Below are 26,417 nucleotides of genomic sequence, written 5' to 3'. Positions count from 1 at the left end.
CAGGGCGCCCGGCGCGAGAGTGCCTGTCTACCCGGCCGGGGGAAGGTCGAGGGTGATGACCACCCGGACATCGTCGACGACCTTCAGGGCACCCATCATCATCGAGTAGGGCTTGAGGCCGAATTCTCGATGGGAGACAACGGTTTCGATGTTCGCCTGACGTGCGTCGTCGGGACCGGACACCTCGACGTCGAGGGGATGGGGGTGCTCGTTGTTGTTGATCGTCAGCGTGCCGTCGAGGCGAAAGCCATTCTCTGTGGCCGTGATCGACGTGGCGTCGTAGGTGATCGTGTGTGCCTTGGATGCGTTCAGCGACTTGAGGGCGTTACCGCGTGCGATTGCCTTCTCGGGTCCGGTCAGTGGCGTGACGCCACCTTCGCCCGACACCACGCGCAGCGACTCGACGTCGATCGACGCGGTCACTCCGACGGGAACTCCATCGGCGACGGTCAGCTCGGCCGACCACTGCTCCATGTCGATGGTCAGACGATGTCCTGTCCTGGCTGCGGGACCTGTCACGTCGGTGTGCACGGTCACAGTCCCGTTACCCGGACCGAACTCCCATGTGCCTCGTGTCATCACATCTCCTCGATATCGACAGTTCGCGGGGTCGGGGCCCACCCTAGGCCGCACGACTGTGCCACTGTTGTTCAGTGACCACTTCAGGCAGCTCAGGTGTCAGTACGGGTACAGCTCACGGATTCGACGCGTGGCTCGTCACGACGCCGGCGGCGACGGCGGCAATCTCGATGTTCGGCGGGCAGGTGCTCTCCTACCGGCCGGCCGGTAGGAGAGCGACGTGCTGTGGGTCTCGCCGCTCGTCGCGACACCGCCGACGCCGATCAGGGGTGGCATACCCATCTGCTGGCCGTACTTCGGCAAGGAGAACCAGACCGACAGTGACGTCCCGTCGCACGGTTACGCGCGGACCGCGCAGTGGCGCGCCACCGGCTCGCAAACGCTGGCCGACGGCTCCGTCGAGCTGCAACTGGCGCCGGAGGGACTCGACTGGTTGGGGCTGCGGGTCGCGCTGACCGTCCACGTCGGGGAAACGCTCAGGATCGGGCTGCACACCACCAACATCGGTGAGCAGCAGGAGATCCTGACCGAGGCGCTGCACAACTACCTGCACGTCTCCGATGCCACGACTGTGCGGGTGGACGGACTCTCCGGCCTCTCCTACGAGGACAAATTCGACGACCTCGCGGTCAAGACACAAGACGGCGACTGGCATCTTCCCGACGACGAGCAGCGCAGCGACCGCCTGTACCCCGACGCGGGCGGTACGTATCGGCTCGTCGACCACGGGCTCGACCGCACCGTTCGTGTCGAGGGCGTCGGGGCACGCACCGCCGTCGTCTGGAATCCGGGACCCGACGTCGCCGCCGGGATGGCGGACGTCGGCAAGCACTGGCGTGAGTTCGTGTGCGTCGAGACCGCCAACGCGGGCCCGAATCTGCTCACCGTCGAACCCGGCGCGACCGTGGACATGTGGCAGACGATCGCACTCGAGTGACCTCGAAGAGCCCTGTGCGCGAGACCTAGTCGGGTACGACGACCGCGCGTCCCCGCAGATCATTCGCGGCGAGTTTGCGATACGCGGCCACACCGTCGTCGAGGCTGAACTTCTCGACCGCGACGTCGAGAACCCCGTCGCGCGCGAGGTCGAGGACTTCGATGAGTTCCGAGCGTGATCCCCAGTAGGGCGACCGGACCGACACCTCGTGTGGCTGCGCCCAGTAGCCGACGTGTACGACCGACTTGCCGTCCCCGAGTCCGACGATGGTCACGTCACCGAGAGTGCCGACCACTCCCATCGCAGTGTTGATGGTGGGCTGATAACCGACGAAGTCGAAGACCGCTGTGGCGCCGTCTTTTCCGGTGATCTTGCGAACGTTGTCGACGGCGTCGGCGTCGCTGAGCACGGCCTCGTGAGCGCCGACCTGCTTGGCGAAGTCGAGCTTCTCCTGAGTCACGTCGAGCGCGATGATCCGAGACGGGGTCAGGTGGCGCAGCATCTGGATCGCCACATGTCCCAGACCACCGGACCCGATCACGACGGCTGTCGTACCGCCGACGAGTTTGCTCAACGACGGCTTGATCGCGTGGTACGGCGTGAGGCCTGCGTCGGTGAGCGGCACCGTGGTGACGGGATCGAGGTCGCCGATGGGCACAAGATGTCGCGGGTCGTCGACGACCACGTATTCGGCCATCGCGCCGTTGTGTCCAAGGCCCGGGGGCGTGATCTGCAGTTCCTCGGCGCGCGAACAGTAGTTCTCGAGTCCCTGCGAGCAGAAGTGGCAGACACCGCAGCCCCAGGGGCCGTAGATGGCTACCGCGGTTCCCTCGCTCACCGTCGACACACCCTGGCCGAGTGCGGCGATCACGCCGACACCTTCGTGGCCGAGTGTCATGGGGAGCGGGTAGGGAAACGACTCGGCAGGCATGTTCAGTACGAAGTCGTCGGAATGGCATGCGCCTGCAGCGGTCACCTTGACGAGCACCTGCCCGGGCCCCGGTGAGGGCGTCTCGACGTCGCGGAGTTCCGGTTGGGCGCCCGCCTTGATCATCTGCACGGCCTTCATCTGCACTCGCCTTTCGGATCGAAGATGTCCCCGTGCCCTCCCTCACCTCAGGTCTACCCTCACATCACGAGACGCGCATATGGATCGTGTCGAGGTGGAAGCGGGATCGCGACGGTCGGACCGCACTGCCGTCGACCATGATGAGGCAGGCTCGCGCGTCGGGTGCGGTGGACGCGGCTCGGGTCATTGCCGAGCTGTCCGGAACGGACGACGGCGAGACCATCGACTGCGACGGTGCGGCATGGAGTCGTACACGTGCTGCCAGATGACCTCGTGTTCGACGGGCGTGATGATTCCCCGCGACATGCGGGCGTCCGCGCAGCGCAACTCGCCGAGTGTGTCCGCGATCGACGCCGGGGTGGGCATCCCCTCGGGAAGGTCGTAGCCGGGGATGGTGGTGAGGTCGATGGTCCGCACCTCGCCCGGAAGATGCCCGGCGATCCGGCGTGCGATCACCCCCGATATGACGAACAGCGCGGTCGCCGCCCAGAGAGCTGCCACTGCCGGCGTACCGATCACCCCGAGCACGAGTGCGGCCGTCAACCACAGACACGCACCCCAGATCGGCCAGCCGCGCCACAGTCGGAGTCGACGACGCTGCGTCGAGCTGATTCCAGGAGGAAAGACGACGAGGCGGTACCGGCACACACCGTAGCGGCCCGATCCCGCACTGAACGATCCCCAGACCGACGGCCCCTCGGCCAGCCGGTCGATTAGGTCCGAGCCGGTGGTATCCGCTCGTCCCTGGGGAGCACGCACGTGTGCCTCGGGAGACGACCGGTGCTTCCGGGGAGGATGCGCAAACGGATCGATCGGAGATCCGTATGAACTGATCGTGGTCATTCCGACAGTGCTACGCCGCACGGATCGCGTCGTGAAGTGGCTGTGCGGCACTTTGACGAGACTTTGACGCGGCGTCGACAAGCTTTGACGTGTTGCTGACGATTGCCGCACCGACAACGACGACCGCCCCGGCGTCGTGGTGACGTCGGGGCGGTCAGGGAAGTGGGCTGGTCAGGCGACCTTGTTGAAGGGATCGTGTTCGGCGATGAGTTTGTCGACACGGGCCTCGTCGATGCGCGCCCGCACGGTGGTGAGCTCCTGCCGGTCGCGCACGACCTTCGCGAGGGTGAACGTACTCGACGTCAGGAAGAGCAGGGTGATGGCCAGGAAACCCCGCTGCCAGGGGTCGATGGGGAGATAGAGGATGCCGATACACGCGGTCGCGAGGCTGACACCGAAGGCGATCGCAGACTGGATGAAATAGGCGACGGTGGTGGGGGTCTGGGGAATCTCTCTGGAAGACGACATGCGTCGACCATCTCAACCTGCGCCCGCCGCCGGATGCGTATGACTACGCAGTCGGACTGAGTGCTTGCGCCGGAGATCGTGCGAAATCGCACGGGTCACGAGTTCGCGTCGAGCGCGGCCCGAACGGTACGGACGACCCCGTTGTCGCTGTTCGACGGGGCGACGAATCGCGCGGCGTCGAGGATCTTCTGGTGCGCGTTCGCGACGGCGTACGACCAGTCGGCTGTTCCGAGCATTCCGAGGTCGTTGAGGTAGTCGCCGAAGACCATGGTCTCGGCGGGTCGGATGCCCAATCTACGTTGCACCGCTCGCACAGCCTCGGCCTTGTCGACGCCCCGGGTCATCACGTCAAGCCAATGCTGCCCGGACACAACGACTTCCGCATCGATCGTCAGTGCCGAGATCGACGTGGCGGTGCGCTCCTCGATGCCCGCGAAGTCGTAGACCGCGACCTTGACGAGCTCTGCGTCGATCGCGTCGAGGTCGTCGACGACGCTGTTGGCGAAGTAGTAGGGACGGATCTGCTCGAGAAATCGCTCGTCTGACCGCTCGACGTAGGCGATCTCCGGGCTGCACAACACGACGCCGAGGTCGGCGCCCTGTGACTGCAGTTCACGTGCACGCGCGAGTACGGCCCGCGCGGTGTCGGTCGCCAACGGTTGCGTACGCAGGATCTCACCTTGTCTGGCCACGACCGCCCCGTTCTCGGCGATCACGATCAGTCCCGGCACAGCCTCACCGAACTGATGTAGCAGCGTCGCCGCCTGGCGTCCACTGGCCGGACTGAACGCGATGCCCCGGCGGCCCAACTCGTCGAGAAGGGGCCAGAGTTCGTCGGGTATGCGCTTGGCGTCGTCGAGCAGGGTGCCGTCGAGGTCGGTGACGACCAGGCGCAGGTCGGCGGGCACGGGCGGGATGAGACTGGACATCGCCTTCCATTCTCGCAGAGCGATTCCCACCAGCCCGGAACATTCCGAGGGTTCGGGGGCATCCAATCGGTACTTGCTCACCCCAACTCGCTCAACGCAGTAACCGAGAGGAACCGAAACTGTGAAGACCTCGCTTACCCGCGCCGCGTCGCCGACGACGATCCGCCGCACGATCATGGCCCTGCTCGCCTGCCTCGCAGCGCTTGTCGGCACCGCCGGTGTCACGGCCACGGCTCACGCCGACACCCGGTACCCCGCGCTCCCCCTGCGCGGCGTCGACGGCGGACCCGGTCCGGTCGCGGGTAACAACTTCAGCCCGGCCGAGCGACCCTACGTCGTCTCCGACTTCGCAGGAATCCGGTACGCCTTCGGCATCCCTGGCGACTGGTCGTGCGGCTCGGGATCGTCGGTCGTCTCCACCACCGGAAAGGCCACGTGCTTCCAGGAGCGCACAACCACCACCACGCGTGCCGGCGGTATCGTCGGCTACCAGAAGTGCGCCGCAGAACGCTGCACCATCGTCGACGCTGACAAACTCGGCAACCAGATCCGCGTCAGCCGCGGGTCGTGGCGAGTTATCGACGACACGACCTGGTACGCAGAGGAATCCGGGACCATCGACGGCGTCCGCAAGGTTCGCGTGGCCATCCGCCACGTGTTCACCACAGCCGACGGCCAGGCCGGCATCGCCTTCGCGCAGCTCGACGGCCCGCCATCCAAGCGCGGTGAGCTCCTCAAGATCATCAACAGCATCCGCGCCAACACACCGCGCTGACGCCCGCACCGGTCCCCGACCTCTCGACTCCGAGAGGTCGGGGCCGTCACGTTTACCCCGCAGCTACATCCGCGCGTACCGCGCCATCACGAAGCAGTAGATGCCGTAGGCCGCCAGCCCCAGGGCCGCGATGACCAGCAGGAACTGTCCCGCCGGCCAGCCCGCCACAGTCTTCATGGCACCGTCGATACCGGTGGCCTTCGACGGATCTGCGGTGACCGCAGCGACGATCACGAGAATTCCCGCACCGGCCAAGACGATCCCCTTCGCCGTGTAGCCCACGATGCCTGTGATCTGGACGGCCGCCTTCTCGTCGATGGTGAGGTCGTCGAAGAACGCACGCGTGACACCCTTGTAGACGTGGTAGATACCGACGCCGATGATCACCAGTCCGGCGACCACGAGCACGAACTTCCCGAAGCCCGAACCCATCAGCCGAGCACTCAGGCCTGCATTCTGCTTCCCGCTCGATTGACCGTGCCCGAGCGCGAATTGTGCTGCTGTCCAGGCGAATGCGAAGTAGACAACTGCGAGTGCACCCGCTTGTGCGCGATCGAACCAGCCGTCGTCCTCACCCGCCTTCGGATTGGCGGGGTGCGGGCCGAGGATGACCTCAGCCACCCGCCACAGAGCCATCGCGACAAACGCGATGACGGCGAGCCACAACACGATACGACCGCCCTGTGATGACGCGAAGATTCCCAGTGCCCCGGACTGATCCGCATTGCCCGCATCGCCGAACGCCAGGCGCAGCACGATGTAGGCGATGAGCAGATGCAACAAACCGCTCACCACGTGACCGCCGCGCGCGAGTGCTTCGAACCATCCGCTGTCCGTCGCGTCTCGAACAGCTTGCTTACCCGCGTGTGTCCCGATGATGACCGCCGCCCCTCACGTCGTGTACTCCAGTCGTAGCAGGGGCGTGAGGATCTCACGGTGGGAATCCCCTACGCGGTCCGCAACGCTGCACAAGAGTGACTACGCGATCGCGAACTGTGTCAGGTACTCACGACGACAGATGCTCGTGGATCACCAACGGTCCGCCGACCGCACCGAGATCGAATACCACCGTTTCCCGTTCGACCAGTTCGGTGCCATCGCGTAGAGTCGTCGCGACCCTGTGAGTGACCACGGCGACCTCGCCCACCGTCAGCACACCGCGCTCACTGCTCACGCACTTCTCCACGCCCCACCCCTCTGCACGCCAGCCGCGCCAGAGCTCCCTGTACTCGTCGACGGTGAGCGCTACTCCCTGCGTGTCGGGCAGCACGAATCGTGCTGCCGGGGCACAGCATCCGAAGTAGGCTGCCTCGTCGTTCGACGCGAACGCAGCGACGAGGCGGTCGAGCGCTGCCAGTGCACGTGCGGACGAAGTGTCAGGCGAGGGCATGTGATCTCCTGTTCGTGAAATGTGAGGTCTCAGGTGAAGACAGTGCAGGCTTCATGGGATGAGCACCGTGCGAAGGCCCGCTGCCGCACTCAGATCCGCCAAGGCATCGTTGACTTCGACGAGAGGGCGTGTCCGACCGATCAGAGCGTCGAGCGGAAGGCGCCCCGTGAGATAGAGCCGTGCGATTCTGGGGAAGTCGACTGCCGGCACGCTCGAGCCGTAGTTGCATCCGAGGATGCTCTTGCCCTGGTCTGCGAGATCGAAGGGATCGATGGAGGCACGGGCTCCGATAGCCGTCATCCCCGCGAGGACCGCCACTCCACCTGCCCGCAGCATGGGTGGACACTGTTCGATGGTCGACGGTTTTCCGATCGCCTCGAACACATAGTCCGCACCACCGGACGTCAGCTCGCGGACCACGTCCACGAGATCGGGCTCGGCCCCATCCAGCAGTACTGTCGCACCGAGCCTGTCGGCCTGTTCGAGACGATCCCGGTCGAGATCGATCGCGATGATCGGCTCGGCACCCGCGAGTTGCAGACCGAGAATGATCGACTGGCCGATACCGCCACAGCCGAACACGACAGCGGACGCGCCGTAGGGGACCTTCGCCGTCTGCGTCACCGCTCCGATGCCCGTCGTGACCGAACAGCCGATCAGCGCGCCAATTTCAAAGGGGAGTTCGTCGGGTACAACGACCGCCGCTGTCGAAGGAATGACGACGCGCTCGGAGAACGCTCCCAGCCCCAGGAACGGCCACACCGGATCACCGTCGGCGGTGGTCGTCGCGGTGGAACCGTCAGGTAGCCGATTCGCAACGGCATTGGTGTTCGTGCACAACCATGCCCTGCCGGACAGACAGTTCTGGCATCGACGGCAGGCCACGAACCAGGACAACACGACGTGGTCACCAACATTGACGTCCTCGACGCCATCGCCGACGTCGACGACAACGCCACTCGCCTCGTGACCGCCGACGAGTATCTCGTCGACCGGCCAATCACCCGCGACGAGGTGCAGGTCGGAATGGCAGACCCCGACGGCCCTGATCTCGACACCCAGTTCGCCGCGCCCGACCGGACGCAGCTGCAGTTCCTCGACGCTCAGCGGCTGTCCTGACGCATGTACGACCGCCGCGTGCGTCGGCGTGGGCGCGTCGCGATTCGCATGTCCGGTGAGCGTCGACCCCGCGCGGCTCATCGGTTCACCGCCAACACCGAAAGCAGCTCGTAGGCAACGTGAGCCGCGGCGATACCGGTGATCTCGGCGTGGTCATACGACGGTGACACCTCGACGATGTCGGCACCGACGACGTGCAAGCCCGACAGTGCGCGCAGGGTGTGCAACAGTTCTCGCGACGTCAGGCCGCCCGCCTCCGGCGTGCCCGTGCCGGGCGCGTGCGCGGGGTCGAGAACATCGATGTCCACCGACACGTAGACCGGGCCTCCCGCGAGCCTGCGGTGCATCCGTTCGATCACGCTGCGGGTTCCGTCGACCTGATAGTCGTCGGTACGGATGATCGAGAAGCCGAGACGTGAATCGTCTTCAAGGTCCTGCCGGCTGTAGAGCGGGCCACGGATACCGATGTGCAGCGACCGTTCGAGATCGATCAGTCCCTCCTCGGATGCGCGCCGGAAGGGAGTGCCGTGAGTGTAGGGCGCACCGAAGTAGGTATCCCAGGTGTCGAGGTGAGCATCGAAGTGCAACACAGCGATCGGTTGTCCGTGCAGTTTACGCATGGCCCGAAGCATGGGCAGTGCGATGGTGTGGTCGCCGCCGAGCACGAGAGGCGATGCCCCGTCCTCGCCGAGCGCCGTCACCGAGGTGTCGATGGTGGCGATGGCGTCCTCGATGTCGAACGGGTTGACCGCGAGATCGCCGTGATCGACGACCTGCTGCGCGGCGAACGGTGACACGTCCATCGCAGGGTTGTAGGGCCGCAACAACTTCGACGCCGCCCTGATGTGACCGGGACCGAAACGCGCACCCGGCCGGTAGCTCACACCTGTGTCGAACGGTATTCCCAGGATGTTGACGTCTGCCGCGCCGACCTGGTCGGCACGCGGGAGCCGCGCGAAGGTGCCCGGTTCTGTGTATCGCGGCACGCGGGCGGCGTCGACCTGCCCGGCGACACCGGCCTCGGAGGTGATGAAACCTGCTGCGGCTGTGAAATTGTCATCCATCAGTGCTTATCCGTTTCTTCTGTGACGACTTCTTCTGCTGCGATCTCGGCGCGGATCTCGCTGGTGTCCCGCGGATCGGTGACCTCGGGATGAGCGGACATCAGCGCCAACTCCGCACTGCGGTCCTGGCTACGGGAGAAAACCACGTACACCAGACCGGAGACGACGAGTCCGACGATGAACGCGATGTCGACGCCGCCCATCGCCGTGGCCGCCGGCCCCACGAAGAACGGCAGATCCATGAACGGGATCTCGGCGAGGATGCCGATGAGGAATGCCACGATGCCGCGCCACGGCCACGAGCCGTACACACCGTGCGGGGTGAACAGGTCGGCGATCACGTAGTGGCCGCGCCGAATGAAGAAGTAGTCGGTGAGGTTGACCGCCGTCCACGGCACCAACAGGTACAGCATGATCAGCAGTGCGGTGTTCAATGATTCGGTGGCGTCGGTGAGCGCAAGACCGAGCACCAACCAGACGATGGTCAGGCCGATGATGGTGGTCACCCGCAACCGCCTGGTGGGCGTGATCGAACGGACCGAATCGATGGCTGTCACCACCGTCAGCATCCCGCTGTAGGCGTTGAGCCCCATGGTCGCGACCAGCACAGCTGCCGCCACGAGTGCGAGCACACCGCCGAGGCCACTGAATACCTGATTGCCACCCGCGTAGATGCCGGAGAGCGCATCGGTCGCCCCCAGATACGTGGCGAAGTACGCGCCGAGAGGGATCAGCCAGGCCGGTGAGGCGAACGCGCCGATGAAGACCGAAGCGATGATCGAGGCGGGCTTGGTGTCGCGGGGCAGGTAGCGGCTGTAATCCGACACGTAGGGCGCGTAGGTGATGTTGTACGACGCGGCAACCGAGAACTGCACCATGAACGCGACGAGTGTGAATCCACCCGGCCCCGCAGGCCCGATCGAGCCATGCACCCCGCCGGCGAAGATGCCGAACGTCAGGATCGCCCACAGCGGCAGCGACACCCAGAAGAGCACGCGAAACGATCTGTGCAGCAGGTCATGTCCGAAGATCGCCAATGCGGCCGCACCCAACGAGATGACCACCGCGACCAGCACAGAGTTCCATCCGAAGATCGATTCGAGGCCCGTCTTGATGATGACGACGTCGACCACATTGAATCCGACGAAGGTGAACAGGGTGCCGATCAACGGCAGGAGCACGCCGCGGTAGCCGAACTGGGCGCGCGACTGGATCATCTGCGGAAGCCCGAGCACCGGACCCTGTGTCGCATGGAAAGCCATGAAGAGCGTGCCGAATGCGATGCCGGAGAGTCCCGCGACGATCGTCCACCACAGCGAAAGTCCCATCGCCGGGCCGACGAAACCGAGAGCCAGCGTAAAGGGCTGGAAGTTTCCTACGAACCAGAAGGGTCCCTGCTCGGACACCTTGCCGTGTCGCTCACTGTCGGGGACGTAGTCGATCGACCGGGTTTCAATGGCGGTCGCGCGGCTGGCTGCGCTGCCCGCCGTCGCGTTCGAAGATGCCGTCATCATGATTGTCCTTGCTCTGGGTGTGACCTCGATTACGCATCGTTGCGGTCCGTCAAGAGTGCGGCACCGATGACCAGCATGGACATCGACGAAGTATCCAAACCGTCTATTACGATTGGATGATATGTACAACCATGTCGTCAGCGTGCGCCGATGATCACGGTCGCCGACGCGGTCGAGGCCCCTGAACTCGGCTTACGCGTGGTCAGCGGACACGAGCTGCTCGAGGTCCCGATCACGTTGGCCCACGTCTCTGAACTGGTGACACCGCGCGAGTGGCTCCGCGGCGGCGAGCTGCTGATGACGGTCGGACTCCTTCTGGACATGGACGAGACGAGCTGCATCGCATACCTCGAGGACTGCCGGGCCGGAGGAGTAGCCGCCGTCGCTCTGGGCCTCGGGCCCCGACTTCCCTACCAGGAGTGTCCCGAACCGCTGCGCAGAGCAGCCGACACCGTCGGAGTTCCACTGCTCGAGGTGCCGGCAGAAGTCCCCTTCATCGCGGTCACCAAGTGGGTATTCGCGACCATGGCCGAACAGGAGCGTCGTGATCTCGACGCGGCGATGAGCGCGAACCGCCGCCTGACCCAGGTCGCGACCGCCTCGACCCCGCTGGCAGCACTGCTCGACGTCTGGGCCGAGATCAGCGACGACGACTGTGTGGTGACCGACGGCGTCGGGCGCGTGCTGGCGCGGACGCCGCACACGTCCGACCAGGTGGCCCATGAGGCGTCCGACGTCCTGCACACCGCGGTGGAGAAGGCGGGCGGATCACTGACCGGATGGTCGCTGCACGGTCGGTTCGAGATCCACACGGTGGGCGACCACGTCCCGCTCGCCTACGTGATCCTCGGCGCGCAGATGAATCCCGTTGCGCGCCATTCGTCGACCGTGTTGGTGTCGCTACTCGCGCTGGAGGTGGAGCGTCGACATGTCGCGGCGCAACCCGAACGGCAGCGTCGGGCAACGATTTTCGGTCAACTCATGAGACCGGCGATCAAGCCGGCACACGCGCAGCAGTTGGCCGAGAGCGTCGGATGGAGATCGACACTCGTGCAGGTCGCTGTCGTCAAACCGTGCCCGGCGGAGACCGACGCGCTCGTCTATCGCCTGCGGGCGTCGTTGTCTCCGGCATTGATCCGGGTACACGGCGGCCTCGTCGAGATCGCTCATCCCGAATCGGATCAGCTCATCAACACGATCGGCTCAGTCGCCGCTGGTCTTCCTGTCGGCGTCGGGGCGCCGGTGGGGGTCGACGCGCTGGCGGTGTCGGCGACACAAGCACGATCTCTCGTCCTCGTCAGTCAACAGGTCGGGCGCATCGTCACGTCGGCTGAGGGCGAAACGGTGCGGCTCCTGCTCGGTGTGGCAGAGCCCAGAGTGCTCCGCGGTTTCGCCGACTCGGTGTTGGCCCCGCTCGACCAACTCGACGGGCGAGAGCGGATCGACCTGCTACGCACGCTCGAGGAGTGGCTGCGGGTCAACGGTTCGTGGGATCCAGCGGCTGCTCGACTCTCGGTGCACCGCAACACCGTCCGCAATCGGATCGAGCGAATCGCGGCACTCACCGGCCGCCATCTCGACAACGGCGACGACCGGATGGAGTTGTGGCTGGCACTCAAGGCGCGCGCCGCGGCTCCGCGTGGGTGAGGACAGTGTGCGGCCCTACGCTTGCGTGTCCGGGTAGCTGCCGTCGCCGAGGTCGGGGTCGGGCAGGGCGTCGTCGGGATCGATCAGCACCACGCGTCGGCCGTCGAGTCGTACGCGGCGCATGCCCTCGAGAACCATCCGACGTCCCACGTCGCTGAAGTGGCTCACCTGGGAGACATCGAATATGACTGTGGGAGTGGTCGTCTCATCGGAGTCGAGCGCATCGAGGATGTACTCCGCGCCACTGAACTGGATGACACCCTGGATGTGGAACGTCGTCGTGTCATCGGCGACCACGACGTCCCGCAGGACCGTCGTGCCGTAGGGTTCGGCGTCGACGAGATGCATGTTCATGTCGTTCGAGAGTCGCCGGAAGGCGGCGACACCACGGACGCTGTTACCGTGCTCGTCGAGTCGCGGCGAGAAGACGGCGATGCCGCACTGGCCCGGCAGCGTGCCCAGGAGTCCGCCTGCGACACCGCTTTTCGCGGGGATGCCCACGGTGGTAAGCCATTCACCGGCACCGTCGTACATGCCGCATCCCGCCATCACCGACATGACCTGGCGAGCGACCCTTCTGTCGACGACGCGTTCGCGGGTCGTTGGGTGAATCCCGCCGTTCGACAGGCACGCACCCATCATCGCGAGATCGCGTGCCGTCACCAACACCGAGCACTGGCGGGTGTAACCGTCGACGATCTCGTGCGGTGTAGCAGTGATGATGCCGTAGTTTCGCAGCATGTGTGCGATGGCGAGATTGCGGTCGGCCGAATCGATTTCGGACTCGTAGACGGCTTCATCGATCCGCAGCTCCCGTCCGGCGAGGGTGGAGAAGAAGCTGCGAGCGCGTTCGACCCGCGCTTCCTCGGTCGCGTCCGCTCCGACGAGCAGGCCGTGGGTGGCGATAGCGCCCGCGTTGATCATCGGGTTGCGCGGTCGGCAGGTGTCGCCCTCGAGGGACAGCTCGTTGAATGCCTCACCCGACGGTTCGACCCCGACTGTTGCCGACACGGTCTCGAAACCGCGATCGGCGAGCGCGGCGGCATAGGCAAACGGCTTCGAAATCGATTGGATCGAGAACTCGACCTCGTCGTCGCCCACACTGTAGGTCCGGCCGTCGACGGTGGTCAGAGCGATGGCACAGCGGTCGGGGTCGGCGGTGGCGAGCTCCGGAATGTAGTCGGCGACGGCTCCGCCGTCGTCGTCGGCCAGGGAGTCGAGCACTTCGGTGAGATAGTCACGGACGGGTGAGTGCATACGGTTTCGACGCCTCCTTGCGTTGTGGCGCCAGGGTACCGAGTGCGACGCACAGGGTGCTCGGCCCGAGGCGGGAGCATCACAGGCGTCGTCCGGGATCTGGTCAGCGGGCGAGTCCGGCCACCTCGTCGAACCCGGCGGCGAGACATTCGACGAGCACGTCGATATCGGGCACTGCAGCAACGTCGACATCGATTCCCAGACAGCAATCGTCGACGTAGCTGAGCAGGGTGATGTTGAACGACGCACCTATCGTCGGACCGAAGACGTACTGCCGAGTGATCCGCCCACCCGCGAGGTAGAGCGGTACCGGTGAACCGGGCACGTCCGACGCGAGGAAGTCGACATGCTCGAGCATCGCGCCGACCGCCGACGAGGGCAGTATGTTGAGCGCTCCGGCGATCGGCTCGGCCAGCGGCACGGCCGGCTCGTGACGCCATCCCTCGATGACCTCGTGTATGCGCTCGATGAGATCGTGCGGCGTCGAGGCATCACATGGAATCGCGATGCGCAGCAGCGTGATTCGATTTCCACCGAATGCCGCCTCATCGTCGGCGCGGAGATTCAGCGGCATCGTGACCCGCAGGTGGTCGACATCGGTGCCGTGGCGCCGGTGGTAAGCGCGTATGCCGAGCACCGTGCCCGCCAGGAAGGCGTCGTTGAGGGTTCCTCCCGCAGCATGTCCCGCGCCCGTCAGCGACTTCACCGGTACGTCGAGCGTCGCGAACCGGCGCCGGGTGCTGCGTTCGGTCATCACCGGTGACGCCGTGCGCATGACCGGCTCGACGATCCGGACCACCGATACCGAGGTTCCCGCCACCTCGCGCAGCGCCCGGATGGGACGCAACATCATGCGGGCGCCGAGGCCACTCGTCGTCCGCACCACACCGCGCACCAGTCCGGTGGCGGTCGTCGCGTACCAGCCCGCGGTGGAGAAGATCGATGGTGCGCGCGCAGCGCTCGCCGTCTCGGGTACAGGCGGGCGCGGTGTGCCTGCTCGCTCAAGGTCCATGATCTCCGCCGCAATCGCGACGGCACCCACGCCGTCGGTCAGCGAGTGGTGGAACTTCATCACCACCGCCGCTGCCGGAGCGTCGGAATCGGTGTCGTCGCAATGGGTGTCGCCGTAACGGGTATCGAGGCCGTCGAGGAGGGTGAACTCCCACATCGGCCGCGCCGGGTCGAAGGCGGTCATCCCCGCGGTGCGCGCCACGTCGAGCACCCCGGCGAGGTTCCTCGGGTGCGGGGCGTCGAGGTGGTGGAGATGCCAACTCACGTCGAAATCCGGGTCGTCGACCCACCGTGGCGGTGCGAGACCTCGATCGGGAACGAGCCTGCGACGCATAGCAGGTAGCACCTGAACAGCTCGCGCGACAGTCGCGCAGAACCGCTCCCAGTCAGGAGAGGCGTCGAGCAGGATGACGACGACCACGGTGGAACGCAGAACCGGGTTCTGCTCCATCCGCCAGGTGAACATGTCCGATTGACTCATCCGGACGACGTCGTCGCTCACGGAGATCATTTTCCTCCCATGCGCGGCGCGATGGAGCCGTTTTCACCAGCGCGGACCACCAGGATTCGCGCGGCGCGAGTTACAGGCGCGCGAGGAGTTCGGCCTTCTTCGTTGCGAACTCCTCGTCCGTGAGGATGCCGCGGTCGTGCAAACCAGCGAGCTGTTCGATGGCGGCGAACACATCGTCACCACCCGCCGACGGCGGGGTCTGTGCCTGCGGGGCCTGCTCCGGTATCGACGGCGCGGGCTGCGACGGTACGAAAGTGGACGGCTCGGGAGTCGAGGCCGACTGCGACTGGTCAGGGGAGGGCGCCGCGACCGGGGTCGCCTCCACCTGTTGGTTGGTCAGCTCAGTCAGGCTCGACACGTCGAAGGTGCCGAACTGGCTCGAGAAGCTCACCGAACCGGGATAGCCGCCCTGTTGCTGTTGGACACCGCCGATCTGGTGCTCACCGGTGTCGAACACGCGAGTCACGCCGTTCTGCTGGATGGCAAGACGCCGTGTCGCAGGAAAGACCGCGTACTTCGAGTCGTTCTGTCCACCGGTAGAACTCGGCACGCCGAGATCGGCTGGCCACCAGTTGTTCGCGGTGGCGAAGCCGTACGACGAGCCGGATGCCGCGGCGGGCGGGAACACCACCGTCGTGGCGAGCAACTGGGACAGTTCGTTGCAGAGGCCGTCGACCCGCGCTTTCAGAGCGTTGTCGAACATGTTGCCGACCATCGTCATGCCACCGCGCATCCACTGTCCCGAGCCGCCGAGCTCGGGGATGGAGAACTGCGCCATCGTGCCGCCACCACTGTTGACGGCGTACAGCATCGCCAGGACGGCATCCTGCGACAGCCCGTAGCGGCTGGAGATGTCGGTGATCGCCCGTTCGGCGTCGGGAGTGAGTGCGCCCTGCATGTGTGTCCTTTGTCGTGGTGAACCGTTGTCAAGTGTACGAGGCACATCCCAGACGAGCAGGGCGCACTCACTCCGCTACGTCGTAACGGACTTTGGGTGGGCACGATCGTCACACACTCATGCCGTCACGGTTCGACTACGCTTCGCGCATGTCGCCTACCGTTCGTCCGTCGCGCGCGAGCGGCACGCCGAGGGAGTGCGTAAGCGCATGACGATGCCTGTCGCGCGATTCGCTCGAGGCCCGGTGATGGCCGCCGCGCTCGCACAGGCGGTGCTGTTGACGACATTCTCCAACGCCTACGACTACCAGCGCGACGAGCTCTACTATCGGATGCTTCGGCCTGCCTGGGGCTACGTCGACCAGCCACCGCTGACCCCGGCCCTCGCGCGACTGACGCTGCATCTGGCGGACGCCCCTTGGGCGATGCGGGTTCCGGCAACCCTTGCTTCATCATTGTCCGTCGTCGTATTGGCGATGATCACGTGGCAGCTGGGGGGCGGTCGAGGCGCCCAGACCTTGGCCGCGTGGGGTTATGCGACCGCGATGATGCCCCTCATGCTCGGCCACGTCCTGTTCACGTCGACGATCGATCTGTTGCTTTTGCTGGTGGTGGTGTACGCCATGCTGCTCGCGGTCGGGGGTCGTCGACCATGGTGGTTGGTGGCCGGTCTGGTGGCGGGCCTGGCCACCTACAACCGGTGGGTGGTCGTGGTGATGGTCGGTGGACTGGTGCTCGGGCTGCTGCTGTTGGGTCCGCGACGGGTGCTCCGGACTCCGTATCCGTACCTGGCGGCACTGATCGCGACCGTTGTCGGACTGCCGAATCTGATCTACCAGGCCAGTCACGGCTGGCCACAGATCGCGATGGGCTCGGCCCTCGGCTCGCTGAATGCCGCAGACGTGCGCAGCGGGATGGTCCTCATGCTGATCGTCATGATCGGTCCGCCACTCGTAGCGGTGTGGAGCACCGGGATCGTCTGGCTATTGCAACGCGATCGGCGTGCTGTCGACGGCTGGCTCGTCGTCGGCTTCGTCGTCGTGGTGGTGTTCACCTTCGTCGGTGGTACGCAGCCGCACTATCCCGTGCATCTGTTGTCGGTGATGTTCGCCGCCGGTTGTGTGCCTGTGGCGCAATGGCTGTCGGGCCACAGGCTCCGACGACAGCTCGTGGTCTGCGTTGTAGCGGTCAATGCCGTGGTGTCGATACTGCTGGCGTTGCCGATCATCCCGCTGCGCGTCGTAGGCCGCACCCCCGTCGTCCACGCCGGTCCGATGGTGGCCGATCAGATCGGCTGGGCCCAGTACACAGCACAGGTCGCCCGGATCTATGACGCTCTGCCGCAGCCGCGTCCGCCAATTCTCGCATCCGACTACGGCCTTGCCGGAGCGCTCGAACGCTACGGTCCAGCCTTCGGCCTTCCGGCCCCCTACTCGGGCCACAATGCGCTCGCCGATCAACGACGCCTGCCCGCCGATACCGGTGAGGTCCTCGTCGTCGGCAATCAACTCGACAGGGTCACAACACTTTTCCGGTCGTGCACTGTACTCGCGACACTCGACAACGGGCTCGGCGTCGACAACGACGAGCAGGGCACGCCGGTGGGTCTCTGTGTAAAGCCTCACGACCCAGCCCACCTGTGGTCCGAGCTTCGCTACCTGGGGTGACCACCGCGCAGCCGCTCGATCACCCTGCAATGCGCAGCGCTGCGTGTAGGGTCACCGCTAACCACTCGACCGCGCGACATCTCGAGATTGCTGGGCAGACCTGCGCTCTCCGCGTCGCGGAACTCGGTGGAAGGAGAAGCATGGACCGGCGTTCTTTTCTGAAGTTGTCCGCCGCTGGGGTGACGGCCGCCGGCGTTTCGAGCGCCGCGTGGGGCTTTGCAGGTCGGGCGGGGGCGCTTCCCCCGCGTCGCGGTGCGTACGAGCGCGTGGTGCCAGAGATCTTCCGCCCCGTTGCAGCCCCTCCGCAGCACTCGGAAGCCATCGTGATCGGCAGCGGTTTCGGCGGAGCGGTGAGTGCGCTACGCCTGGCCGAATCAGGAATCAGGACAACAGTTCTCGAGCGTGGATCACGCTGGCCACACGACCCGCGGCGCGAGATCTTCGGGTTCGACGGGCGCATGCTGTGGCACGTGCATCGGTCACTGGCCGACAGGTCTCCGGATTCGACGTTGGCCGTGCCCGCCTACACCCAAACGCTCGGCGAGGCTGCGGTGATCGACGACTTCGGCGGCATCTTCGAGTTCAGTTGGCACCGGAACGCTGCGATCATCTGCGGAGCGGCGGTGGGTGGCGGATCAGGCGTGTACCTCGGCATCACCGTCGCGTCCGAGCGAAGGCCGTTCGAGGAGGTGTTCGCGGGAACCGTCGATTACGACGAGATGGTGCAGGTCTGGTATCCCAAGGCACTTGCCGGACTCGGAGCAACGACCATACCGCCGGATGTTTACCGCGCCAATGCCTTTCAGAATCACCGCGACTTCAGTCGGCTGGCAACCCGGGCCGGATACCGACCGCGAGCCGTTCCCGGTAACTGGCGGTGGAACGTGGTGCGCGACGAGATCGCCGGTCGCGCCACCCCCATGGCAACCACCGGAGCCATCGCGAACTCCAACGGCTCACTCAACTCGCTGGACTTCACCTACCTCCGACGAGCCGAGGCGACCGGGAAGGCGACCATCCATCCTCGCCACCAGGTCAACGGCATTCACCGAGAACGCTCTGGACGCTACGTCCTCGACGTCGACTATGTCAGTCCCTACGGCGACGTCCTCGCCACACGCGCACTCACCACCGATCGCCTGGTCGTCGCCGCCGGCTGCCTGGGAACCAATCGGCTCCTGGTTGCCGCCCGCGACACCGGGACGCTGCCGAATCTCAACGAGCACATCGGTACCGGATGGGGTAACAACGGTGCGGGCACCATCGAGGTGGGGATCGGCGGCACCCGCAAGCTCCAGCCGTCGATCGGCGGCCAGGGCTTCTTCGACACCGAGGGCCCGTTCGCGCGGTCGGTGGTCAACGGCACGTCGTCGCAGGGACCGTTGGATGCGGTCACCGCGGCAACGAGTAAGTCCGTGGTGCGGATGGGAATCACCTCTGTCGATCACTCGCGCGGTGAGTTCACCTATCACCGAGACAACGGTCGGGTGATTCTGAACTGGCCGGCTGCGGGCCACGCCGACGTCGTCGCCAACTGTCTACGCATCGGACGTCGGCTGGCCGAGAAGTCCGACCTGCCGGTCGAGAACGTGGTCTACGAGCGCGACACGACGTGGGCCCACTGCATGGGTGGTGCGACTCTCGGCACCGCGTGCGACGAGTACGGGAGGGTCAAGGGTTATCGCAACCTCTACGTCAACGATGGCGCGATGATGCCCGGATCGGCGGGGGCCTCCAACTCGTCGTTGACGATCACCGCGGTCGCCGAACGCAACATCGCCGCGATCATCGCAGCAGGCGGGTGACCCAGGGTCTACTCCGGCGTGGCTCAGCTGAGCTCAACGCGACCAGCGAGATCAGCATGGTTGCCGACGCTCTCATCGGTCGTCGCCGGTGAGAAGCAGCCGCGCGCCCAACCGCGATCGCCGATCAACCTAAGGCACTGCTCAGACCTCGGCATCCCGCTGGTCGAAGGCACTAGCGCACAACGATCACCGCGACGCCGCCCACTGCGCCGCGTGGTCGTCCCGCGTCAGTCCCCATCCGAATCTTCCGCCGTGTCGAACCCTGAGTAGAGAGCGCCGTGCCAATCAGGAGAAGACCAATGAGAACAGCTCTACGCACGGCAGTCGTCGCCACGACGGCCGCCGCCGCATTCACCCTCACCGGTGCGCTGACCGGAGACGCTCACGCGGCACCGCAGCAACCGTTTCCCAGCGGGCACTACAACGGGCAGCTGACCGGATGGTCGGCGCCTGCCAATGCCATCTGGTTCGGCAAGGACTTCAGCGGTGCGACGGTCATCAACGACACGATTGCCGGCAAGATTGTCCCCGCAGATGTGTACCGCGCCAACTCGGTGGTCAATGGTCGGCCGGTCATCGTCGTCGATTATGCAAGATCGGGACTTCCCGGCATCCGTGATGAACTCACCTCTGACGGACGAGGCGGCTACAACGGCGTCGGCGTCGCAGGGAACACTCCGGCACTCACCTTCACCCTTCGGCGGTAGTCACTGCGACGCGCGGAAGCACTCGACGATCAGCGCCACATGATCCGTCGTCGACCTCCGCGAATCCGCATGCGTTCAAGGTCGCTCGGAGAGACCGGATTGTTCACCGCCGGAGCTCGAACCATGCTCGGCCCCTCCGACATTGACGAGAACAACGCCGGCAATGATGAGTCCGATGCCGACGATGGCGACACCAGACAGCGACTCGCCGAAGATCACGACTCCGAGCACCGCGACGACCGTTGTCCCCACCGCGGCCCAGATGGCGTACCCGGTGCTCACGGGTAGTCCGCGATTGAGGGCCAACCCCAGGAGCACGAAGCTCAGCAGGTAGCCGATCACGACGAATATCGACGGCGTCAGCTTGGTGAAACCCTCGGACGCCTTGAGCGACATCGTCGCGACCACCTCGCTGAGAATGGCGCCGATGAGCAGAACATATGCCATCACGTCGTCCTCACGGAAAACACTGTAGACGTCAGCGTCTCCCGTCACGCGTGTTGGCTTCAACGTCAGGGCAGACGCGCGCAAAGGAGTCGGAGTCGAGCGGCCATTTGTCGAAGCAACCCTCCGGGCGCTTGGGGACGCACCCCGTGTTCATCGGGACTCGATACGTCGAGCGACAATCGCACCATGGGGGCGCGCGTCGAACTCTTTCCTTGAGTGAGTTTCGACGATCACGAATCCCGCTGCTCTTATCAGGTCGCTCAGCGCGTCCGTTGGCCACCGATACGCTCGTGTCACCCGATGCTCGAACGCCTCCACATGCTCCGACTCGAAATAGCCGACGAGGAGTCCGCCGCCTGGGCGCAGGACACGAGCGAACTCAGCCAAGACGCCCGGGAGCTCCTCCGGCTCGTGATGGATCGTCGTATACCACGCGAGAATTCCACCTAGAGAACCGGTTTCAACGTCGATGTCGCTGAAGTCGCCGACATCAAAGGTGAGCCCAGGATAGGTGGACCGCGCATAGTCGACGAACTCCGGTACCAGGTCGACTCCCTGCACATCGCATCCCTGCCGCGCCAGGAAGCGAGACCACTGACCGGGCCCGCACCCGGCGTCGAGCACGGTACCGATCAGGCCTCCGGCCCACGCAGCTACAAGTGATCGGTCCGCCGGATGCGTGTGCTCGATCGAACCGAAGGCATCGACATACTCCGCGGACAGGGCGGAGTACGAGGTTCTGAGCGCGCTGTGGTCCGTCACGGCGGCAGCCTACCGATGCGGGTACGACGCCGGGTCAGCGGTCGATAGCGTTCCGTGTCTTTGACAGGGTTGAGGTCGACTTCGCCATCACGGCCGAGCCGATGCTGTCCGCGATCCTCGAACAGTCCCTGGTCATCGGCTGCCAGGTCGACGTCACCGCCCTCGGATTGAGGTTCTCGGTCGGCCCTAACGTGTCCGTGACGATCAGCGGCGCGAGCCTGCGTGACTGTTGTTGCGTGCGGTCCAGCAGCCTGGGGGTATCGCTGGCGGCGCACCGGTGGCGGGTGCAGAAGCCGCGCCGGGATACCTGCGAAGATGTTCGGGAGAGCTGCGGGATCAGCATTGTCGAGTCGAACGAGGTTGAGCGACATGGGAGATGGCGCACGAAAAGCGCTTCCGCAACGGATTCAGGCGGGCGGAATCACCGCCTTGATCGCAGTTGGGGGCGTGAACGCTGGCGGGGTGAGGACTTCGCAAGTGAAGGCGATCTCGCCACTGAGTTCCACGACGGCTTCATGCTCGACTCCTGGGACCAGGGACTCCTAGCGATTCCGGACATGCAGACAATGTCCGAGCTATGGATCGACTACGTCGACCCTGATGCGGAGATGATGTACGTACACCGCGAGGGCGACTGGCAGGCCGCGGTGCCGCGCGATCGATGGCCGGACTTCTCGCAACTGCGAGTCATCGCCGAGGGCACGACTAACCGGGCGTGGGCGGTCGACCAACGACGAGCCGATAACACCGGCTGGGGCGATGGCGCCGACACCCTCGCTCCTGTCAGCGATCCGCGCATTCGATCGAGGACATGCTGTGCGAACTCATGATCCTTAGGACGTAGTGGTCGAGACCAGAGTCGATTGAGTTGACGAAGCGAACGCGGACCGCGTCAGTTCGACGCTTCTAGGCGCCATCGCAGGCGGCGCTGGCATGTCTGGACGAAACGCCCGACCCCACTGTCGTCCCCGAAAAGGCAATGCGCATCAGCGACCCGCACGTCGCACTGTTGCGGTACTACCAGCAATCGCTGGTACTCGGGCATTTTCGCCGCCAAGCATGCACGCTCATATATACCGCGGGGCTTCCGAGGGCTGCGTCAGCCCCGCGCCGACTTTCTGGCCGGGAATCATGCTCGTCACGCACCTCTGCGGGATCGACTCCCAAAGAGAACCAATTCGCGACTGCCGTAATAGCCCTCAGTGATAGTGGTACCTGAATCGGGCCCGACCATCGACTTCACCCACCGTCGCCTGAGCCCCAAATGCAACACTCTATTGACAAATAGTCTGACGCCGAGCTCGAAATTTGCCAACTTCCATTGGACCTACAGTGTAGGGTCCAAAATTCGGACACTTCTTAACGCCTCTAGCTGATAGTTTCCAAACTATTTCAACAGGTTTCCGTCTTTCGCTATCCTATCTACGTTTATCTCGATCCGTTCCCGAGCCGAGAATCCGCTAACTCCGGCAACATCGAGGCGTTCATGCTCGGGGCTTGCCCGTGTCCAGATACATATCGGCCACCCACCTCCCGGCGACGAGCTGCTCATGCCTCCGCCCGGCGTAGGTCGGTCTGGCTTGGACGAGTTGGCACCCATCCATCTACGGCGCAGAATGCCAACAAGTCTGCCCCACTAGTAGGTCATGACCGCGATTACGCCGGAGTCACCAGGTTATGGACATCATGTGGCCTTGCCACCCGCCATGACGTCCATAACCGCACTGGTTCGCAAAACCTCGACCGAGGCGCGTTTGAGGGCAAGAAGTCGCTACAGAAGGGCCAGCAGTGCGAAGATGCACAGTGCCGACAGTGTTCGCCTGATCCGGCACGAAATATCAGCCGGTGATTTCACGGCCGAAGATCTGCCGCGCCAGCACCCATCGCTGAATCTCATTCGCACCTTCGTAGATCTCGCCGATCTTGGAGTCTCGGTAGATCGCCTCAACGGGGCTCGACGAGTCGTCGTCGCCTAGCTCGCGGGTAAAGCCGAATCCTCCGAACGCCTGGATGGCGTCACGAGCCATTTGCACCGAAATTTCGGTGCCGCGCAGCTTCGCCATCGCAGCCTCCGGTTCGGGAAAAGCTATGCCGGAATCTAGACGCAGTGCCGCTTTGAGATACAGATCCCGGGCGATGGCGATCTCGGTCGCGCGGTCGGCCATCAGGAACTGCCAATGTTGCTTTGCAGCCAGTGGCTCACCAAACGCTTGTCGGCGACTTAGCTGCGCGGCGGTGTGATCAAACGCCGCCTGCGCCATTCCGACACCAGCCGCAGCTATACCAATTCGGCCGTAGGTGAGGGTCTGCAGCGCAACCTTCAGACCTCCGCCTTCCTCTCCCAGTAGCGCGCCACCGTCGAGCTCGACGCCGTCGAGAATCACGTCGGCCGTAATCTGTCCGTTGTTGCCGAGTTTGCGGTCCGGCACTCCGATAGTCACCCCTGGTGTTTCAGTGGGAACGATGAAGGTACTCAACCGTTCTCCGGTACGGGCGAGCACCACCACGAAGGCGGCGATCACCGAGTTGGTGATCCAGCGTTTGCGGCCGTTGAGGACCCACGCGTCTCCGCGTCGCTCAGCCATCGTCGCGACCGCGGCTGGAGACAGGTCACTGGACGCTGCGGGTTCACTGGTGGCGAACGATCCGACTATTTCTCCGCTCACCAGCGGCGCCAACCATCGCTGCCGTTGCTCAGGAGTGCCCTGATTGATCGCGTTGCCGGCAAGGATGCAATGCACATCGAAAATCGCTGCGACGCTGTTAGAGTAGTAGGCGAGTTCCTCCACTGCGACTGCGGTGGCAGTGGCGGGATGACGCAATCCGTCGCCGCCCACGTCTCCCGCGAAAGGAATCCGGAAGATCCCGTCGCCAGCCAGTGCATCGAACGCGTCACGTGGGAATCCGTCTAGTCGCTCGTCACCGCGAGAGATCCGCTGTGCCAAAGGTGCAATCGACGCTTGTGCGGTTGCGCGCACACGTGCCCGGACGTTCGTGATCTCCGGCGGCGACAGGAGGTCGTGATACATCGTGTCCGCTAGCCGCGGCGGCTCCGCCGCCCGATGCGCGTCGGGTGTGGTCGTGATCGTCGAGGTCATCGGGTGCTCCCAAATTGTTTTGACAGATAACTTGGGTGTACGCGCAATCACGATGCGGACCAACCAAGGATCGGCTATTCCGACGATTCGGCGGCTGACGCCCCGTGTTGTTCGATCATCTGGAGGCGCCCGACTCTCGTTCGGCGACGGTGGCATCACCAGCTGACCAGTGTGTTTTTGGCACTTCCCGCACACAAACCCGGATGTTCGCGATCGGCGCACCTATCGCTCGGTGGGTTGCCTCCGTGAGCTCATGCATGAGCGCACGGATCTCCTCGGGCGAACGACCTTGCGCGACAGTGACATCGATGAACGGCATGGGTCAGCCTCCTGCTACTGTCACGGAGCCGAGTGAGGTGAAGTGTGCCGCGACACGACTTCCTGGTTCGACGGTTATCGCGTCGGTCATTCCGCCGGTCAACACCACCCAGCCTGGTTGCAAGGACACGCCGCGGGCGCCAAAGGTGTTGGCGGCAAAAGCCAGCGCCTCCGCAGGGTGACCCAGCACCGCGGAACCGGTAGCACTGTCAACAATGTCCCCGTCGACCTCCATCAGACATGCTTCCATGGATAAGTCGACGTCGGCGATGCTTCGGGTGACCGGCCCGGTCAGATAGACCCCGGACGAGTTGTTGTCAGCTACGGCGTCGGCCAGTGTGAACCTGAATCCCGCGTAGCGGCTGTCGATGATCTCGATGGCACCGACGACATAGTCGACCGCAGATAACGCTTGGGCGGCAGTCACTCCCGGTCCTGAAAGTGGCTTGCCGAGGACAAACGCGATCTCGGGCTCGGCGCGCGGATGGATGAGGCGATCGCGCGGTATGGGTAAACCGGCGGGAAGTGCCATCGCATCGGTCAGCCAGGCGACTGATGGCTCGTTGACCCCCATCTGCTGCTGTTTCGCGCGTGAGGTGAGGCCTAGTTTCACCCCTGTCACCACTTCACCCCGGGACTTCCGGTCGGCCAACGCGATGTCCTGCGCGGCGTAGGCGACGTCGAGGGTCAGCCCGGGCCACTCGTCCTGAATGGAGGTCCGTGCGGTATGGGACCGTTCCGCGGTCAGCAGGATTTCGGCGACCCGCGCCGGGTTCCATTCGTCGTCGATGTTGCCGTTGCTCATCGGTTGTCCTCTTCCATGATCGCGGTGACACTGCCCAAACCGCCGATGGTCGCAACGATCGTGTCGCCCGGCCTGATCGGTACAGCCTTGGTCATCGAGCCGGGCAGCACCACATGGCCTGCTTCCAGTGTGACGCCGAGCGGTCCAACCGTATTGGCCAGCCACACGAGGGCATTAATTGGTGAACCCAGAACGGCACCACCCCCGCCGGTGGCAATCAGCTGGCCATTGACGTGCAGGTTACAGCCGGTCAGCCGCACATCGACGTCGGACAAACTCGCTGGCCGACTGCCGAGGAGCACCCCGCCAGACGAGGCGTTGTCGGCAATGGTGTCGAAGATGCCGATATTCCAGTCTCGAATCCGGGAATCGACTATTTCCAGGCACGGGAGCACGAAATCGACGGCGGAGATGGCGTCGGCGACCGTGACGCCCGGCCCCGTCAGTGGCTTGCCGAGTACGAACGCAATCTCCGGCTCGATCCGCGGCTGAATGAAGGTGTCCGCCGCGATCGGAGCGTGCTCGGGGTGGAACATAGTCGCGGTCAGATGGCCGAAATCGGGTTGGTCGACCCCCATCTGACGCTGGATCGCGCGGGATGCGAGGCCGACTTTGTGCCCCTTGACGGTGTCCCCGCTCTTCTCCCAATCCTGCACCTGCGCGAGCGCGATCTCGTACGCCATGGACAGCGGCGCGTCGGCGAATCGTGGTGTGATCGGGTCGATGGGTTCCATCGACCGGTAGACACCGAGAAGGGCCTCGGCTGCTTCTTGCACTTCATCGACCATGAGCCGCACA

General features: G+C 64.8%; 26 protein-coding genes. 7 read left to right on the top strand and 19 right to left on the bottom strand.

The annotated features are described in order from the left end of the window. Window positions 1-27: 27 nt before the first annotated feature. Window positions 28-579, bottom strand: coding sequence for a YceI family protein (locus LK459_RS10280; protein ID WP_227923171.1), 552 nt, complete (start codon window positions 577-579; stop codon window positions 28-30). Window positions 580-799: 220 nt separating this feature from the next. Between LK459_RS10280 and LK459_RS10275 the strand changes: the two genes are divergently transcribed. After that, window positions 800-1,516 (top strand): aldose epimerase family protein, encoded by a 717-nt coding sequence (locus tag LK459_RS10275; RefSeq protein ID WP_227923169.1) that lies wholly within the window; start codon window positions 800-802, stop codon window positions 1,514-1,516. Window positions 1,517-1,541: 25 nt separating this feature from the next. Here the strand turns inward: LK459_RS10275 and LK459_RS10270 are convergent, their stop codons facing one another. From LK459_RS10270 to LK459_RS10255, 4 genes are all read right to left on the bottom strand, one after another. Next, the gene (locus LK459_RS10270; RefSeq protein WP_227923167.1) at window positions 1,542-2,585 is read right to left on the bottom strand and encodes an NAD(P)-dependent alcohol dehydrogenase; all 1,044 of its coding nucleotides are present in this window, start codon (window positions 2,583-2,585) and stop codon (window positions 1,542-1,544) included. Window positions 2,586-2,768: 183 nt separating this feature from the next. After that, window positions 2,769-3,344: a DUF6611 family protein gene (locus LK459_RS10265; protein ID WP_227923165.1), complete on the bottom strand. Its 576-nt coding sequence runs from the start codon at window positions 3,342-3,344 to the stop codon at window positions 2,769-2,771. A gap of 255 nt (window positions 3,345-3,599) precedes the next feature. Next, window positions 3,600-3,896, bottom strand: coding sequence for a YiaA/YiaB family inner membrane protein (locus LK459_RS10260; RefSeq protein ID WP_007240938.1), 297 nt, complete (start codon window positions 3,894-3,896; stop codon window positions 3,600-3,602). A gap of 95 nt (window positions 3,897-3,991) precedes the next feature. Beyond that, a complete protein-coding gene (locus LK459_RS10255) occupies window positions 3,992-4,825 on the bottom strand; it encodes a Cof-type HAD-IIB family hydrolase (RefSeq protein WP_227923163.1) in 834 nt (277 codons plus the stop codon). A 121-nt stretch (window positions 4,826-4,946) separates the two neighbouring features. Here LK459_RS10255 and LK459_RS10250 point away from each other — a divergent pair, with 121 nt between their 5' ends. After that, the gene (locus LK459_RS10250) at window positions 4,947-5,600 is read left to right on the top strand and encodes a hypothetical protein (protein ID WP_227923162.1); all 654 of its coding nucleotides are present in this window, start codon (window positions 4,947-4,949) and stop codon (window positions 5,598-5,600) included. Window positions 5,601-5,663: 63 nt separating this feature from the next. Here the strand turns inward: LK459_RS10250 and LK459_RS10245 are convergent, their stop codons facing one another. The 5 genes from LK459_RS10245 to LK459_RS10225 form a co-directional block, all read right to left on the bottom strand. Continuing rightward, window positions 5,664-6,395: a DUF1206 domain-containing protein gene (locus tag LK459_RS10245; protein WP_227923158.1), complete on the bottom strand. Its 732-nt coding sequence runs from the start codon at window positions 6,393-6,395 to the stop codon at window positions 5,664-5,666. A 211-nt stretch (window positions 6,396-6,606) separates the two neighbouring features. Beyond that, a complete protein-coding gene (locus LK459_RS10240) occupies window positions 6,607-6,990 on the bottom strand; it encodes a YybH family protein (protein ID WP_227923156.1) in 384 nt (127 codons plus the stop codon). 51 nt (window positions 6,991-7,041) lie between these two features. Continuing rightward, entirely contained in the window at window positions 7,042-8,190 is a 1,149-nt protein-coding gene (locus tag LK459_RS10235) for a zinc-binding dehydrogenase (RefSeq protein WP_227923154.1), read from the bottom strand. Further along, window positions 8,187-9,173 (bottom strand): agmatinase, encoded by a 987-nt coding sequence (speB, locus tag LK459_RS10230; protein ID WP_227923153.1) that lies wholly within the window; start codon window positions 9,171-9,173, stop codon window positions 8,187-8,189. Before speB ends, LK459_RS10235 begins: the two co-directional genes overlap by 4 nt. Continuing rightward, window positions 9,173-10,687, bottom strand: coding sequence for a purine-cytosine permease family protein (locus LK459_RS10225; protein ID WP_227923151.1), 1,515 nt, complete (start codon window positions 10,685-10,687; stop codon window positions 9,173-9,175). Before LK459_RS10225 ends, speB begins: the two co-directional genes overlap by 1 nt. A 150-nt stretch (window positions 10,688-10,837) precedes the next feature. Between LK459_RS10225 and LK459_RS10220 the strand changes: the two genes are divergently transcribed. Continuing rightward, entirely contained in the window at window positions 10,838-12,334 is a 1,497-nt protein-coding gene (locus LK459_RS10220) for a PucR family transcriptional regulator (protein ID WP_227923149.1), read from the top strand. Between the two features lie 15 nt (window positions 12,335-12,349). On the opposite strand, the gene LK459_RS10215 is transcribed toward LK459_RS10220, so the two are convergent. The 3 genes from LK459_RS10215 to LK459_RS10205 form a co-directional block, all read right to left on the bottom strand. Beyond that, window positions 12,350-13,591 carry a glutaminase gene (locus LK459_RS10215; protein WP_227923147.1) on the bottom strand — a complete coding sequence of 414 codons (1,242 nt, stop codon included), beginning with the start codon at window positions 13,589-13,591 and terminating at the stop codon, window positions 12,350-12,352. Between the two features lie 103 nt (window positions 13,592-13,694). Then, window positions 13,695-15,113: a wax ester/triacylglycerol synthase domain-containing protein gene (locus tag LK459_RS10210; protein ID WP_227923145.1), complete on the bottom strand. Its 1,419-nt coding sequence runs from the start codon at window positions 15,111-15,113 to the stop codon at window positions 13,695-13,697. A 70-nt stretch (window positions 15,114-15,183) separates the two neighbouring features. Further along, a complete protein-coding gene (locus LK459_RS10205; protein WP_227923143.1) occupies window positions 15,184-16,011 on the bottom strand; it encodes an SHOCT domain-containing protein in 828 nt (275 codons plus the stop codon). A gap of 208 nt (window positions 16,012-16,219) precedes the next feature. Here LK459_RS10205 and LK459_RS10200 point away from each other — a divergent pair, with 208 nt between their 5' ends. The 3 genes from LK459_RS10200 to LK459_RS10190 all read left to right on the top strand — a co-directional run bounded on the left by LK459_RS10200 (window position 16,220) and on the right by LK459_RS10190 (window position 20,189). Beyond that, the gene (locus tag LK459_RS10200) at window positions 16,220-17,677 is read left to right on the top strand and encodes a glycosyltransferase family 39 protein (RefSeq protein ID WP_227923139.1); all 1,458 of its coding nucleotides are present in this window, start codon (window positions 16,220-16,222) and stop codon (window positions 17,675-17,677) included. 140 nt (window positions 17,678-17,817) lie between these two features. Beyond that, window positions 17,818-19,482, top strand: coding sequence for a GMC oxidoreductase (locus LK459_RS10195; protein WP_227923138.1), 1,665 nt, complete (start codon window positions 17,818-17,820; stop codon window positions 19,480-19,482). A gap of 299 nt (window positions 19,483-19,781) precedes the next feature. Next, window positions 19,782-20,189 carry a hypothetical protein gene (locus tag LK459_RS10190; RefSeq protein WP_007240954.1) on the top strand — a complete coding sequence of 136 codons (408 nt, stop codon included), beginning with the start codon at window positions 19,782-19,784 and terminating at the stop codon, window positions 20,187-20,189. Between the two features lie 75 nt (window positions 20,190-20,264). Here LK459_RS10190 and LK459_RS10185 read toward each other — a convergent pair whose 3' ends face one another. Continuing rightward, window positions 20,265-20,684, bottom strand: a complete 420-nt coding sequence (locus LK459_RS10185) for a DMT family transporter (RefSeq protein WP_322590820.1) — start codon at window positions 20,682-20,684, stop codon at window positions 20,265-20,267. 102 nt (window positions 20,685-20,786) lie between these two features. Continuing rightward, window positions 20,787-21,260 (bottom strand): class I SAM-dependent methyltransferase, encoded by a 474-nt coding sequence (locus tag LK459_RS10180; RefSeq protein WP_322590823.1) that lies wholly within the window; start codon window positions 21,258-21,260, stop codon window positions 20,787-20,789. 695 nt (window positions 21,261-21,955) lie between these two features. On the opposite strand from LK459_RS10180, the gene LK459_RS10175 reads away from it, so the two are divergent. After that, window positions 21,956-22,228 carry a hypothetical protein gene (locus LK459_RS10175; RefSeq protein ID WP_227924033.1) on the top strand — a complete coding sequence of 91 codons (273 nt, stop codon included), beginning with the start codon at window positions 21,956-21,958 and terminating at the stop codon, window positions 22,226-22,228. 1,008 nt (window positions 22,229-23,236) lie between these two features. Here LK459_RS10175 and LK459_RS10170 read toward each other — a convergent pair. The 4 genes from LK459_RS10170 to LK459_RS10155 all read right to left on the bottom strand — a co-directional run bounded on the left by LK459_RS10170 (window position 23,237) and on the right by LK459_RS10155 (window position 26,407). After that, complete coding sequence (locus LK459_RS10170; protein WP_407648793.1) at window positions 23,237-24,427, bottom strand: acyl-CoA dehydrogenase family protein; 1,191 nt, start codon at window positions 24,425-24,427, stop codon at window positions 23,237-23,239. 184 nt (window positions 24,428-24,611) lie between these two features. Next, complete coding sequence (locus LK459_RS10165; protein WP_227923135.1) at window positions 24,612-24,815, bottom strand: tautomerase family protein; 204 nt, start codon at window positions 24,813-24,815, stop codon at window positions 24,612-24,614. 3 nt (window positions 24,816-24,818) lie between these two features. Next, window positions 24,819-25,619 carry a 2-keto-4-pentenoate hydratase gene (locus LK459_RS10160; protein WP_227923134.1) on the bottom strand — a complete coding sequence of 267 codons (801 nt, stop codon included), beginning with the start codon at window positions 25,617-25,619 and terminating at the stop codon, window positions 24,819-24,821. After that, window positions 25,616-26,407 (bottom strand): 2-keto-4-pentenoate hydratase, encoded by a 792-nt coding sequence (locus LK459_RS10155; protein WP_227923132.1) that lies wholly within the window; start codon window positions 26,405-26,407, stop codon window positions 25,616-25,618. The genes LK459_RS10160 and LK459_RS10155 overlap by 4 nt, the downstream gene beginning before the upstream one ends. Window positions 26,408-26,417: the final 10 nt, after the last annotated feature.

This window comes from Gordonia otitidis, from assembly GCF_020735545.1.
Lineage (GTDB): Bacteria > Actinomycetota > Actinomycetes > Mycobacteriales > Mycobacteriaceae > Gordonia > Gordonia otitidis.
This window is presented reverse-complemented; position numbering and strand designations above follow the sequence as displayed.